Consider the following 13454-nt stretch of genomic DNA (forward strand, 5'->3'; position numbering starts at 1 on the left):
CGGCCGCCCGTGTGTCAGCGGTTCCCGGAAATCCCGGCCAGCAGCTGCTCGAAGGGAAGGGACTCCAGCGGGGCGGGCTTCCGGCCCGGTTGGGGCCCCTGCAGCAGAGTGGTGAATTCACCGGCTGCGCGGTCGATGCGGTCCGCCAGTGACCCCCCGCCCTCTTCAGCTGTTCCCCAGTCCTGGGGTCCGGCAAAGACGCCGGTTGCAGCCATGCGCGTGCGGAGGTAGCTGAACAGTGGCCGCAGCGCGTAGTCCAAGACCATCTGGTGCCGGTCCGTGCCGCCGGTGGCGCCCAGCAGGACCGCCTTGCCGTCCAGCGACTTCGGGTCGAGAACATCGATAAAGGATTTGAAAAGGCCGCTGAAGGAGGCGCTGAAGACCGGTGTCACGGCGATGATGCCGTCCGAGGCCTCCACCCCGGCTATGACCTCGGCCAGGCGTGGTGCGGCATAGCCGGTGACGAAGTTGTTGGCGATGTCCACGGCAAGGTCGCGGAGTTCGACGACGTCCACCTCCACCTCGTAGCCGCCGGCCCTGAGCTGGCGCTCGGCGGCAGCAGCCAGCTGGTCAGCCAGCAGCCGGCTGGACGAAGGTACGCCAAGCCCTGCGGAAAGGACGGTGATACGGCGGGTTTCCATGGCATTTCTCCTGGTAATCGTTCACTTCAGCATACATGCGTTTGCATCTATACCTGTGAACTGCCGCCGGCAGCGAAGTATTCCCGGACGTGAACCCGGGCCGCTGCGTCAGAGCAGGACGCTTCCCTGGATGCAGGTGGCGGAGTCCCCGCCCACCCAGATGTCCCCCCCATCGGCAGTGATGTGGATGCGTCCGGCGCGCCCCAGGACGGTCCCCTGCGAAGCCACATATTCCTCCGGCGCCCTGCCGCTTCCAATGAGCCATTGGGCGGCGCCTGCATTGAAGCTGCCGGTGACCGGGTCTTCGGCCATGGCGTCGCCGGGCAGGAATGTGCGGACCTCAAAGTCGGCGTCTGCACCCGGCTCGTGCGGCCCGATAACGCCGATCTTCAGGTTGCCCATCGCCGCCTGGTCCGGATTCAGGGCCAGCACCTGGGCCGCAGAAGGCAGCAGGACACCGATCCATTCCGGACCATTCACCAGCCAGGACGCGTCAACGATGTCGGCAGCGGACACCCGCAACGCCGCGGCCAGTTGACGGAGGATACCCGCATCCACAGGCCCGAAGCGTGTCAGGGGCGGTGCCGCGAAAGCCAGCCTCCCGCCGTCGCGCTTTATCCGGACCAGGCCCGCAGCGCACTCCTGCACCACGTGGCCGTCAGACCGCGGCACTCCCCCGGCCTGCAGCCACGTATGGGCCGAGCCAAGGGTCGGGTGGCCTGCGAACGGAAACTCTTCGCTGCCGGTAAAGATCCGGACCCGGTAATCGGCGCGGGGATCTTCGGGAGGCAGGAGAAACGTGGTTTCCGAGAGATTGGTCCAGTTGGCGAAGTGTTGCATTGTTGCCGTGTCCAGCCCTTGGGCATCAAGTACGACGGCGAGCGGGTTGCCGCGGTAGGCCTGGCTGGCGAAAACATCCACCTGATGGAAGGGGCGGCTGCGTGGTGTCGGGTTCACCGGAGCAGGCTACCACCGGAAAACGAAAGACCCCCGCCGCCGGAGTCCGGCGACGGGGGTCTTCCGATGCAGTTGAGGACTACTTTCCTGCAACCACGTCGAGTTCGATCACAGCAGCAACGTCAGCGTGGAGGCGGACGTTGGCCTGGTAGGAACCAACCGACTTGATGTGGGCAGGCAGTTCAACCTTGCGCTTGTCGATCTTGCCGAGGCCGGCGGCCTCAACAGCGTCGGCGACGTCGCCCTGCTTGACGGTGCCGAACAGGCGGCCGGACTCGCCGGCCTTGACGACCAGCTTGACCGGCTTCGCGGACAGTGCAGCGGCCTGCTTCTGAGCATCTTCCAGGGAAGCGTGCTCGCGGGCAGCGCGGGCAGCCTTGATGGACTCAACCTGCTTCTCGCCACCCTTCGACCAGGTCAGGGCAAAGTTGCGGGGCAGGAGGTAGTTACGTGCGTAACCGTCCTTGACCTCGACAACATCGCCAGCAGCACCGAGACCGGTTACTTCGTGGGTCAGAATGAGCTTTGCCATGTTAGTTAATCCCTTCCTTAGCCGCGGCCAGCGCCGGAGTAAGGCAGCAGAGCAACTTCGCGGGCGTTCTTGATTGCCTGGGCGATCTTGCGCTGTTCCTGCACCGTAACGCCAGTGACGCGACGGGCGCGGATCTTTCCGCGGTCGGAGATGAACTTGCGCAGCAATGCTACGTCCTTGTAGTCGATGACAGTGATGTCAGCGGCCTTCAAGGGGTTGGACTTTGGTTTGGGCTTACGGAGTTCAGCCTTAGCCATCGTGGAGCTCCTATTCTAGGGAGCCCGTGGATATTGATCCACGGGATGGTGGTGGTCCGACGGCGGCAGTTCCCTGGGTGCCTTTCGGCTCCCTGGGAGGCCCCGCGCCGGACCGTTGTTTGGGTTTTAGAAGGGAGGTTCGGAATCGGGGCCGTTGCCCCAGCCGCCTGCGTTGGACACGCCGGGCGTAGCCCAGGGATCGTCCTGTGCAGCCTGCTGGTTCCCGCCGCCCCAGCCTCCGCCGGCGTTGGCGCCCTGGCTTCCACCAGAGTTGCCGCCGCCGAAGCCACCGCCGCTGTTGCCGCCGCCAAAGCCGCCGCCACCCTGTCCGCCGGAGCGCTGGGTACGGTTAACCTTGGCGTTGGCGTAGCGCAGGCTCGGGCCGATCTCGTCGACCTCAAGCTCGATAACGGTGCGCTTTTCGCCTTCCTTTGTTTCGTAGGAACGGCTCTTCAGGCGGCCGGTCACGATGACGCGCATCCCCTTGGTCAGGGATTCGGCAACGTTCTCGGCTGCTTCACGCCAGACAGCGGCGCGGAGGAACAGGGTTTCCCCGTCCTTCCACTCGTTGGACTGGCGATCAAAGGTGCGGGGGGTGGAAGCGATGGTGAAGTTCGCTACTGCCGAACCGGACGGTGTGAACCGCAATTCCGGGTCATTGGTGAGATTACCGATGACCGTAATGGTGGTCTCGCCTGCCATCTACTGCCTCCTTGTTCGATCCTGGGTGAAGAGTGCGTGTCCTGCGGGGTAAAGAATGAAGACGTGGTGCTGAATTACTCAGCAACAACCTTCTGCTCTTCGGGGCGGGTGATCTTGGTGCGCATGATGGTCTCGTTAAGAGACAGCTGGCGGTCAAGTTCCTTGGCGGTTTCCGGCTTGGCGGTGAAGTTCACCACGGCGTAGATACCTTCGGACTTCTTCTTGATTTCGTAAGCCAGACGGCGACGGCCCCAGATGTCAACCTTTTCGATGGTTCCACCATCGTTGGTGATGACGTTCAGGAACTTCTGAAGCGACGGCTCAACGGTACGCTCTTCGACCTCGGGGTCGATGATTACCATCAATTCGTAAGGACGCATATGTGAACCCACCTCCTTTGGGCTAAGCGGTTACGGCATTTCCGTAACAGGAGGTTCATTTGCGATTCCGTGCAATGCCTTGCCCCGGAACGGAGGCAGGACGCAGCACAGACTTCAATATCCTAGTGCATTTGGACCCGATAGGCGATTCGCGCTTGACTCAAGGCTAGTGCCGTGGTGCGCAGCCCAGGCAGCGGCGCGGCACGCTATGTGGAAAAACCGGGGCTGCTATCCACCCCGCCGCTGAAGCCCCTATTATCTGACACATGCGTCGACCCGCGATGGCCCTGGGGATGGCGGCACTGTTCCTGTCCGGCTGCTCGGCCAGCTCAGCCCAACCCATGACAGACTCTGCCATGAGCTCTGCCGCGGCAAGGCTGGGCTGGGGCACGCCGATCGCCGGCGACGAGTTCAATTACGCCGGGGCACCGGACGCCGCGAAGTGGTCCGTGTACGACAGTGACGGGCACGCAGGGAACGGCATACGCAGTCCCCGGCAGGTCACGGTGGATGGTTCCAGGATGGTCATTACCGGAACATCGGATGGCACGACCGCGGGAATGAGTGCCAAGTTTGGCCTCCAGAGGTATGGCCGCTGGGAAGTCCGGGCAGCGGGCTCCGGGGACGATGAATACCATATGGTGTCGATCCTCTGGCCGGACAGCGGGCACTGGCCCTGTGACGGTGAAGTGGACTATGCGGAGACTACCGGTGACTGGAACCGCACCAATTTCTTCCACCACTTCGGATGCTCGAACTCTAAGACCTCTGTTTCCAAGCCCCTGGACGTCACGCAGTTCCACAACTACGCAGTTGACTGGTCCCCCGGCGGCATCATCGGCTACGTCGATGGCGTGAAGTGGTTTGAGGACAGCGACCCCACGCATCAGCCACCGGGTTCGATGCACCAGACGTTGCAACTGGACTGGTTTCCGGACGGCACTCCCAACGGTCACGGCGAGATGCGGGTGGACTGGGTTCGCGTCTACGCCCAAGGTACCCCCTCTACCTGACGCACCGAACGGGACAAACCCCCAACGTACTTAACGCCACGCCCGGACGTGCCCCTCCACCCCCAGCCCTGCGAAAAGCGCGCCATTCCCCACGTAGCAGGCGATGCAAAAGGCGAGTACTCACTACCGGTGTTTACCCGGGCGGCCTACCCTACGCTCGATTCTGCCGGCGGAGTTTTAAGGCCGGGGGTTTCGAATCCGTCTACGGGCACTGGGTGGATTGGCCCGGGCCGGAGCTGTATTCGGCCGACACCAATCAGACAGGGGAGGACTATGAGCACCAGGCGGGCGAAGGCACTGCACTTCGACATTCACGGCCGCGTCACGATCAGCGTCGACGCAATGGCCCCCACGGCAAGGCAGCTTCAAAGCATGTTGGCGTGTTTCGCCTCCGACACGGAGGATCGGCAGCCCGACATTATTGTTGATGACCGCCCCGAGCCTATGCCGAATGCCGGCTTCGTCGAGCATGAGCTGGCGTACACGGACAACAGTGTGCGCTTCCAGGCTGACCGGGTCCAAGTTGTCAGGGGTGCAGAGCAATGGCGTATTCACGGACCCGGAGAGCTCTTGACCTCCGTGGTACCGGTTCTCGATGCCGCCATGATCTCCCGCGGGGCGGCCATGATCCACGCGGCAACGATGGCCTACCGGGGCCACGCCATCGCGCTGCCCGCGGCCGGCGGGACCGGTAAGACCAGCACCGCCGCCAAGCTGATGCGGCGTGAGGGCTGGTCGTTCATGGGTGACGACTGGGCATTCCTCGCCGAGGACGCAACGCTGCTTGGATACGCGAAGCCCATGTTCATTAAGCCGCATCACCGCGCAATCTACCCGCACCTGTTTGAAGGTGCGCGCAAGCCCCTCGTCCCCTCCCGGTTCTCCGGGAGCATCGGACGCCTCACCACTGTGGTGCACCCGTTCGTTATCCGTTATCCACGCCTGGCCGACTTCTCCCGACGGTGGTCGCCGGAGCACCGCATGGTCACCCCGGAGGCAGCGTTTCCCGGTCGGAAGGTGACCACCTCAGCACCGCTTGCGGCCGCCATATATGTGGAGCGCTACGAGGGCGCACGGTCACGGGTTGTTGAACGGACCACCGACTGGATGGTGGACCGCATGATCGGCAACTTCCATATCGAGATGGCGAGCTTCTCGCAGCGGGTCGTTACCGGCCTCGCAGCAAGCTCCGTGGTCCCGTGGCGCGAACACTTCGCGGCGAAAGGACTCGTTCTCAGCAAAGCCCTGGACGGACGCCCCTGCCACCTGTTCCAAGTCCCGGCCGCTTACTCCGCGGACGAGGCATCGGACGATATTGTCCGGCACCTGGACGAGCTGCTGCCGTCGATCCTCGACGAGCAGGCCTAAGGGGGATCACGGTGGGCTACAGCACAGCAGACGTCACCGCGGTCGTTCCGGCCCGCAACGCGGAGCAGCTGCTTCCGCGCTGTCTGGAAGCCTTGCGTCAGTCCGGTGTCGCGGAAATCATCGTGGTGGACGGGTTGTCCACCGACCGCACGGTCGAAATTGCCCGCGCTGCCGGCGCCCGGATCCTTAGTGACGAGGGCCGCGGCCTGCCCTGGGCCCGCACGCTTGGCGTCCAGAACAGCACCACCCGGTGGGTCCTGCTGGTGGATGCCGACGTCGTGTTCGGAGCCACCGGCGTCGCAGACCTGCTCATTGAGTTGGTGGAGGACGGATATGACGCCCTCCAGGCAGGCCTTGAAAGCGTCGCAGGACCCGGCTACTGGGGCCAGGCGCTGGCACATCACCATCGCACCGGACGCAGCCGCAACTGGTTCGGACTCGTCGCCACGCTCGTAGACCGGGACCTGATGTTGGGCCTCGGTTTCGACGACGCATTCAAGTCGGGCGAGGACATCGAACTGCGGTGGCGGATGCGGCAGTCAGGGATGAAGACCGGGGTGTCGCAGCGGGTCATGGTCGAACACCGGTTTGCCGCCGACGACTTCGACTTCGCGCTTGACCAGTTCCTCATGGATGGTACGGGACTGGGCCGGATGGTCCGGAAGCACGGCTGGGGCGGCGCACGATTGGCGCTCCTGCCCGCCGCCGCCGCCGTTCGGGGAAGCGCTTTGAGCCTCGCCTCCGGCCAGCCTAAATGGCTTCGCTATTACATCGCCTTCTGCTGGTACAACTACGCGGGTATGGCGAGGGGTTTAGGTCGTGACGGCTGAACGGGAGATCGCTCCAACGGAGGCCCCACCCGTCGTCCGGCATTCCCCCCTGCGCAGCTCGCTTGGACTCGTCCTGGCCAAGGCTGCGCAGACGGGCACGGGTTTCGCATTCTGGGTCGTCGCCGCGCACGCGGCGATAGACCGTGAGGTTGGGTTGACCACTGCTGCGGTTTCGGCGGTGATGATCTGCACCCAGCTTGCGGTGCTGGGCACCGGTTCGGCCGTCATCGTCTCGGTGGGGCGGGGGGAGCCGCCGGCCCGGGTGCTGGACGCGGCGTTTGGCATCGTGGGGGTGGCAGGGACCGTGCTGGCCCTGGGCTACCTCGTGCTGGAGTTGTTCGTGGCGCCGAACACGGCCCCGATGTCGGTTCTCTTCTGGTTGACGTTCGTGGTGGCTGCCGTCACGGGAACCATGTGCACGGTGCTGGACCAGGCGCTCGTCGCGTTGGGACGCGGCAGCAGCGCAACACTGAGGTACACACTGGGCGGCATGGTCTCCCTTGGGGCCACGGCGTTGGTGGCGTTGCAGGCGGCCCACGCGGCTACGGCCGATGTGCTGATGGCCTGCTGGACCCTCGGTTCGGCCGTCTCGTGCATCATCGGTGGCGTCCAGCTGCGGAGATTGGTGGGCTATCGGCCACGGCCGTCCCTGCATCCCGGGCGCGGACGTTCATTGCTGAAAATGGGCATTCCAAACCAGCTCCTCACCCTCACCGAACGCGCCCCGGGACTGGTGCTGCCGCTCCTGCTTGCGCACTTGGTATCGCCGGAGGTGGCGGCCTACTGGTATCCCGCATGGATGATGGCCTGGGCTGCCTACACAGCTCCGATGCTTATAGGCATTGTCCAATTCTCCGAGGGAGTCCGTGAACCGGGCCGCCTGGCGGCCACCACCTGGGCAAGTTTCCGCTGGTCCCTCATAGTCGGTGGCCTCGCTGCGATGGTCCTCATCGTCTTTGCCCACCCGCTGCTCCATCTGCTCGGCGACAGGTACGCCAATGCATCCACCGGCACCCTGCGGTTGTTGGCCGCGGGAGTGGTGGCCTATGCAGTGCTGCAGGCCTACAACTCCGTCTGCCGGGTGCTCGGCCGCTATACAGAGTCGATCATCGTCGGGGTGACACTTGGCGCCGCGCTCTGCGTCTCGGCGCTCCTGGGCGCCGACAGTGGCTCCAGCGCCATGGCCCTTGCGTGGCTGGTAGTGCTCTCCGCCGGGGCCCTGGTCATCGGACTGCGGCTCATCGCAATTCTCCACCGCACCAAAAAGGAGGCATCATGACCAGCACGCTCAAGGAGGCCATCCACCGTCCCCAGGCGCGCTGGAAAACCAGGGATGTCTGGTGCGCCGCAGCGGGGGCGGTGTCGCTCGCACTTGCAGCGTGGGCCGCCTCCACCGTGGCACTTCCTGTGAACAGCGACCTTGGACTGGTCGGTGTGCTGCCCTACCCGTTCTGGGTGGGGGTCCTGATTCTCAACATCGCCTTCGTCGTGGCACTGCGCGGGGATGCCGCGGGCCCTGCACGCAGCCCGGTGATGCTGTGGCTCCTCGTGGTACTGGTGCTCATACTCTTCGGCGCCGCTGTCTTCGTGACGGACGTACCGCGCGGTGAAGTGGCGTTCCGCCACCTGGGCATCGCCGACGCCATGTCGCGCAATGTGGCCATCGATCCCAACATCGATGCATACTTCAACTGGCCGGGATTCTTTGCCCTCCTGGCGACCGTGCTCGGAACGGCCGGCCTCGACCCCGTGAGCGTTGCCCTGTGGGCACCGGTGTTCAACGTGGGCCTGTGGCTCGTCGCCGTGGCCGTGGTGACACGGTACCTGATCAGCGATCCGCGCCGGCGCTGGCTGGTGCTCTGGCTCTTCTGCCTCGGCAACTGGCAGGACCAGGACTACCTCTCCCCCCAGGCCTTCGGCTTCTTCCTCTACCTGGTTGTGGTGGCCCTGGCACTGGGGCCGCTGGCAACGGAGCCTTCCCACTTCCGCGGGTTCCGGCGCGCCGACCTGGCAGCATGGTGGCGGGGCCGGTCCCCGGCCGAACCCCAGCCGGGGCGCCGGATTGGCGCCCTGGCGGTAACCCTCCTGCTGATCGTGGTCATTTGCGCGAGCCACCAGCTCACGCCGTTCATGGTGCTGATCGCGCTCACCGCCCTTACCCTGAGCGGACGTCTCTGGCCCAGCAGGCTGCCCCTGATCGCCGGCGTCGTACTGGTGCTCTGGCTTGTTTTTCCTGCAAGCACGTACCTCGCAGGCCATCCGCCGCTGGCGGACGCGGGCCTGCAGACCGCCATCGAAGCAAATGTCGTCGACCGCACCAACGGGACCCCTGGACATCTGCTCGTGGTGCAGGTCCGAATGGGCCTCACCCTCCTGCTCTGGGCCCTCGCCGCCGTTGGAACGTTCCGCGACTGGCGCAGGGGGCGCCTTGACATCCGCGTGCTCCTCCTGGCCGTCGCCCCGTTCCTGCTCTTTCCCGCGCAGTCCTACGGCGGGGAAATGCTCATCCGCGTATCACTGTTCGCGCTCCCCTTCGTTGCGATGCAGGCGTCATCGGTCCTGCTTCCCGGAAACGTGGGATACCGGCCTTCCTTCCGTGCTGCGGGAGCCCTTGTCCTCACCTGCATCCTGTTCGCCGTCATGACCGTGACAGGCCGTTTTGGCAACGCGCAATATGACGTCTTTACCGATGACGAGATGGCCGCCATCGCCGCCGTGGACCACATGGCGCCGCCCGGCTCTTCGATTATCTCGGCTGACCATCCCACACCGTGGCGCAACCAGGACTACCTGGAGCACCGATACCGGACCATTGAGGACCTCTGTCCCGCCGACCTGTCGGCCGAAACCTGCGGCCCCCTCATCTACGGTTACGCCAGGCACAATGCCGCCGGCGCCTACCTGCTGCTCCTGCGCTCATCGGAGTCGAGCCTGATCATCCAGGGCCAGACCACCGCCACGGGCCTCGGGGAGCTCGAGGACTGGCTTGATACGCAGGTCGGCGTGGAGCTCGCGTACAGCAATGCCGACGCACGCGTATACCGGGTGGGGCCATGACCGGCCGCGGAGTGAGCCGGCCCACCCTGGCGCTGGGGGTTGCCGCGGTGGTACTGGCCCTGGTCACGCTGGTCGGGTTGCCGACACCGCTGCAGACGGTCGCCGCCATAGCCATCCTTATCCTGCTCCCGGGCCAGGCACTGGCCCGGCTTATCCCGATTACCGACGTCCCGCTTGGCGTGCTGCTCGTCCTGGGACTGGGCCTGGCCACACTCACCGCAGTGTCCACGGCCATGTTCTACCTCACGCTGTGGTCGTGGCAGGCATGCGTCGTGACAATGGCCGTCATTACTGTCCTCGCATGCTTGGCGCGGGCACGTCAGGAGATCGCATCATGATGGATCTGGCAGGAGTGCTGGCAGCTGCCGTGCTGCTCATCACCCTCGTAACCCTCGAGGTCCGGCGGCTTGGACCCGGCAGGTCAACCACCGCACCAAGCACTGGATCAAGCACTGGATCAAGCACTGGGCAACCGGCAGCAGCGCCGGTGCTCCACAGCCAGTCCAGGAACAGCAGGATCGTAGTCGGCGTCATGTGGGCAGCCTTCCTGCTCCTTCTCTTCCCCCGCGTCCTTGGACTGCTTACGTGAACCTGGGGCGCGGGACGCGATGGTTGCTCGTCAGCGACCTCCATCTGGACGTCACTGACGACGATCCCCGGAACCCCGGCAGGGTACTGCCGGGGTTCCTCCACCGCGAGGTGCCCGCCGCCCCGGGCATGCAGCAACACCTTGTCTTCGTTGGTGACACTTTTGAACTCACAGGCCTGTCCGAGAACGAGAGCCTGGCCCGGCTTGACTCCATCTTCGAACGGCACCCGGCCACTCTCCGGGCCCTGGAGGCGTGCGTGGCGCGCGGGGTGCAGCTGCACTTCGTATGCGGGAACCATGATGTGGAGTTGGCCCGCCCATCGGTGGCCGCACGGCTGGCGGCGCTGCTGGCACCCGATGATCCCACGCGGGTCCGGGTGCACCCGTGGCTCCTCTATGTCCCCTCCGTGCTGATGGCCGAGCATGGACACCTGCATCACGCGCTGCACCGGATACCCGAGGTGCTGCGCACCGCCGTCAACGGCACTGACGGGCTGGATCTGCCGCCCCTCGCCGCCTGGCATGCCCATCCCACTCGGTCGCGCCTCAGTCGTGCCGGAGCTGTTGCCCAGGCCTGTTTGGCCTCGGAACGGGCGGAACGGCGCGTCCGCGGCCCGGCCTATGACGAGCTGCTCCAGACCGAGTCGCAGCGGCTCGCGCTCAACGGGACGGCAGTGCGGGAACTTGCACGCCTGTCCCGGTTCCGCACGGTGTCAGCGCTCCCCCTTACCGCGACCCGCATGGTGCTTGCTGCCACTGGACGCAATATCAGTGGCGGGCAAGCTCCTGCGGCGGCAGCCCGGGTGGCGGGCATTCTTGAAGCGCACGGTTCCGAAGTGGCCTGGTACATCTCGGCCCACACGCACCGCGCCCTTGAATCACGGCTGGAAGGTTCTCCAACCCGGTACATCAACACCGGCACCTGGTCGTCGGACGTCCGCGGCCAAGGTCCGGATCAGTTGGACCGCCAGGTCTTTCCCTACGCGCTGATCGATGTCGCCGACGACGGGGGCACCAGCGGCGGATTGCGGTACTGGCACCCGGACGCCGGCTGACCCCACTGCCGCAGCCCCTGAACGCAGCGCTTGTGCCGGGTTTGATTCAACCTCCACATTGGGAAAGACCTCTTAGTCGTTGGCTCTGTTTGGTTGCCACCAACGTTAAGAGGTCTTTCCCATGGACGGGAGGGGCAGCGTCCTGGCTAGGTGTTCACCCTCACTGGACTTCCCGCCAGACTGCGCCTTGGGGAATTTCACTGCCCAACTGGGTTGTGGAGCTGTGCGCCAGCCGGCGGCCGCGGAGGTAGCCGGCGGAGGTGAAGGCCAATACCGCAAGGACGGATCCTGCCCGTCCCAGTCCCATGGGATTGTCGCCCCGGCTCCAATCGCGGATTCCCGAGAACACGGCGCGCGGCAGTGTGCTGCGGACATACCGCCGTTCGGGACCGAGGGCCCGTTTGTGCCCCACGACGTGGCTGACCTGTGCCTTGGAGAGGCCCTCCGACCAGGACCTGGAAAGCATGTAGCGCACAGTCCCACGTTCCTGCGGGACGTGATGCCGGACCAAGGCAGCAGGTTCGTAAACGATCCGGGAACCGGGTGCGCCCATGGTGGAGCGGATGCAGATCTCGGTCTCCTCGCAGCCAAGCGGCAAATTGCCTTGCCTGCCCAGCGCGATGTTGAAGCCACCAACCTGCCGGAGGACGTCGAGCCTGAAGGACATGTTTGCCCCAATGAGGTTCCGGACTTCGGAGGCAACCGTCGGCATTCCGCGGTGGCTGCATCCAACGATCCAGTCGAGTTCTTCACCGAAGTAGCCTGGGCGGCCCTGGTCCCATACAGGTTCGACGCGGCCGCCGACGGCCAGCACGTCGGGATCGTCGTAGAGGACAAGCAGGCGTTCCAGCCAGTTTGGCATCGCCACCGCATCATCATCCAGGAAGGCCACGATGTCCCCCTCTGCGAGTCCGACGCCCGTGTTGCGTGCCCCTGAAAGCCCAGGAGGGCCTTCGCTCTCCACCACTGTCACGTCGTCGACAATTTCGAGGAGCCGACCGTAGAGGTCCTCGTTATGGTCCACGACCACCAGGATCTCCTGGGGGGCGACAGTTTGGGCGCGGACAGACTCGATCACGTCCAGCAAAAGCTCCCAACGGCGTTCGGTGTAGGCACAAATCACGATCGACACACTTGGACGGACAATTCGATCCAGCATGCTAAGCCCCCTGAACCAATGCAAGGATGCTCTGCGGGTCGGTTGGCGTCCGCGGAACGCTGACGTTGGCGTAGGCGTACTTGACCCGGCGCAGGGCTTCGGGCCGGGCGCCGGCCGTGGGTGCCTCCCACATGGTGCATTCGTGGGCCAGCTTCCGCAGGACCCGCCACCCATCACGGAAGGTCTGCAGGTTGGAGGCTCCCGAAATCCGGTCAAGCTCAATGCTGGGGACTTCCGCAATCCGGAGGCCGGCCCGTGCTGCCCGGACGATCAGTTCAGTTTCGATTTCGAATCCATCTGATTCGAGTTGCAGGATCTCAAGGCATTCACGCCGAAACGCAATATATCCGTAGCAAAGATCGGAGTAATTGCTGTGCAGCACCGCGTTGGCCAACTTGGTCAGCGCCTGGTTGCCGGCTTTCCGCAGGCGCGTGAGGTCCTCGGAGCCCCCACCGGTGACATGCCGCGAGCCCTTGACGAAGTCGTAGTCATGTTGCAGCGGGGAAACGAACCACCCGATCTCCTGCGGGTCCATGCTGCCGTCCGCGTCAAGCATGACAATAATGTCGCCTGAGGCGGCAGCGAACCCTGAGCGTAGGGCCACACCTTTCCCCTTGCGGGGCTCATTGACGATGACGAGATTGTCGCGGACCGCCTGGGCTACTCCCACAGTGTTGTCGGTGGACCGGCCGTCCACGATGATGACCTCATCAACGTAGGACGGCATCCTGCGCAGGACCCACGGAATGTTCCTGGCTTCGTTCAGTGTTGGAATGACGACGCTGACGGAGGCCTTACCGGGCTCCGTGCCCTGCATCGCAAGAGTAATTGGGAGCTGGATGGAAATGGACAAATACCTCACCACTTCATGACGTTTGCGGATAGTTAACAACGAACCCGCCCGCTTGGAAGCC

General features: G+C 64.7%; 16 protein-coding genes. 8 read left to right on the forward strand and 8 right to left on the reverse strand.

The features are described 5' to 3' along the window. Window positions 1-14: 14 nt before the first annotated feature. The 6 genes from LDO14_RS20270 to rpsF form a co-directional block, all read right to left on the reverse strand. Complete coding sequence (locus tag LDO14_RS20270) at window positions 15-641, reverse strand: FMN reductase (RefSeq protein WP_018769832.1); 627 nt, start codon at window positions 639-641, stop codon at window positions 15-17. A gap of 108 nt (window positions 642-749) precedes the next feature. Then, window positions 750-1598: a PhzF family phenazine biosynthesis protein gene (locus LDO14_RS20275; RefSeq protein WP_026265855.1), complete on the reverse strand. Its 849-nt coding sequence runs from the start codon at window positions 1596-1598 to the stop codon at window positions 750-752. Window positions 1599-1677: 79 nt separating this feature from the next. Continuing rightward, window positions 1678-2130 carry a 50S ribosomal protein L9 gene (gene rplI, locus LDO14_RS20280; protein WP_018769834.1) on the reverse strand — a complete coding sequence of 151 codons (453 nt, stop codon included), beginning with the start codon at window positions 2128-2130 and terminating at the stop codon, window positions 1678-1680. A gap of 17 nt (window positions 2131-2147) precedes the next feature. Beyond that, window positions 2148-2387, reverse strand: coding sequence for a 30S ribosomal protein S18 (gene rpsR / locus LDO14_RS20285; protein ID WP_003800144.1), 240 nt, complete (start codon window positions 2385-2387; stop codon window positions 2148-2150). Between the two features lie 126 nt (window positions 2388-2513). Continuing rightward, window positions 2514-3089 carry a single-stranded DNA-binding protein gene (locus tag LDO14_RS20290; protein WP_018769835.1) on the reverse strand — a complete coding sequence of 192 codons (576 nt, stop codon included), beginning with the start codon at window positions 3087-3089 and terminating at the stop codon, window positions 2514-2516. Window positions 3090-3163: 74 nt separating this feature from the next. Then, window positions 3164-3469, reverse strand: a complete 306-nt coding sequence (gene rpsF, locus LDO14_RS20295; RefSeq protein WP_013602900.1) for a 30S ribosomal protein S6 — start codon at window positions 3467-3469, stop codon at window positions 3164-3166. A gap of 266 nt (window positions 3470-3735) precedes the next feature. Here rpsF and LDO14_RS20300 point away from each other — a divergent pair, with 266 nt between their 5' ends. The 8 genes from LDO14_RS20300 to LDO14_RS20335 all read left to right on the forward strand — a co-directional run bounded on the left by LDO14_RS20300 (window position 3736) and on the right by LDO14_RS20335 (window position 11381). After that, a complete protein-coding gene (locus LDO14_RS20300; RefSeq protein WP_026265856.1) occupies window positions 3736-4482 on the forward strand; it encodes a glycoside hydrolase family 16 protein in 747 nt (248 codons plus the stop codon). Between the two features lie 273 nt (window positions 4483-4755). Beyond that, on the forward strand, window positions 4756-5850 hold the full coding sequence (locus LDO14_RS20305) for a hypothetical protein (RefSeq protein WP_018769838.1): 1095 nt from the start codon (window positions 4756-4758) through the stop codon (window positions 5848-5850). 11 nt (window positions 5851-5861) lie between these two features. After that, a complete protein-coding gene (locus LDO14_RS20310; RefSeq protein WP_018769839.1) occupies window positions 5862-6680 on the forward strand; it encodes a glycosyltransferase in 819 nt (272 codons plus the stop codon). Beyond that, window positions 6670-7959: a hypothetical protein gene (locus tag LDO14_RS20315; RefSeq protein ID WP_018769840.1), complete on the forward strand. Its 1290-nt coding sequence runs from the start codon at window positions 6670-6672 to the stop codon at window positions 7957-7959. The genes LDO14_RS20310 and LDO14_RS20315 overlap by 11 nt, the downstream gene beginning before the upstream one ends. Beyond that, on the forward strand, window positions 7956-9737 hold the full coding sequence (locus LDO14_RS20320; RefSeq protein WP_018769841.1) for a hypothetical protein: 1782 nt from the start codon (window positions 7956-7958) through the stop codon (window positions 9735-9737). Before LDO14_RS20315 ends, LDO14_RS20320 begins: the two co-directional genes overlap by 4 nt. Further along, a complete protein-coding gene (locus LDO14_RS20325) occupies window positions 9734-10075 on the forward strand; it encodes a hypothetical protein (RefSeq protein ID WP_223993147.1) in 342 nt (113 codons plus the stop codon). Before LDO14_RS20320 ends, LDO14_RS20325 begins: the two co-directional genes overlap by 4 nt. Further along, a complete protein-coding gene (locus LDO14_RS20330; protein WP_223993150.1) occupies window positions 10072-10326 on the forward strand; it encodes a hypothetical protein in 255 nt (84 codons plus the stop codon). The genes LDO14_RS20325 and LDO14_RS20330 overlap by 4 nt, the downstream gene beginning before the upstream one ends. Further along, window positions 10323-11381: a hypothetical protein gene (locus tag LDO14_RS20335; RefSeq protein WP_223993152.1), complete on the forward strand. Its 1059-nt coding sequence runs from the start codon at window positions 10323-10325 to the stop codon at window positions 11379-11381. The genes LDO14_RS20330 and LDO14_RS20335 overlap by 4 nt, the downstream gene beginning before the upstream one ends. Window positions 11382-11541: 160 nt before the next feature. On the opposite strand, the gene LDO14_RS20340 is transcribed toward LDO14_RS20335, so the two are convergent. Continuing rightward, window positions 11542-12540 (reverse strand): glycosyltransferase family 2 protein, encoded by a 999-nt coding sequence (locus LDO14_RS20340; RefSeq protein ID WP_223993153.1) that lies wholly within the window; start codon window positions 12538-12540, stop codon window positions 11542-11544. A 1-nt stretch (window position 12541) separates the two neighbouring features. Next, window positions 12542-13357 (reverse strand): glycosyltransferase family 2 protein, encoded by an 816-nt coding sequence (locus tag LDO14_RS20345; RefSeq protein WP_018769846.1) that lies wholly within the window; start codon window positions 13355-13357, stop codon window positions 12542-12544. Window positions 13358-13454: the final 97 nt, after the last annotated feature.

The sequence above is a fragment of the Arthrobacter sp. NicSoilB11 genome (assembly GCF_019977375.1).
GTDB lineage: Bacteria > Actinomycetota > Actinomycetes > Actinomycetales > Micrococcaceae > Arthrobacter.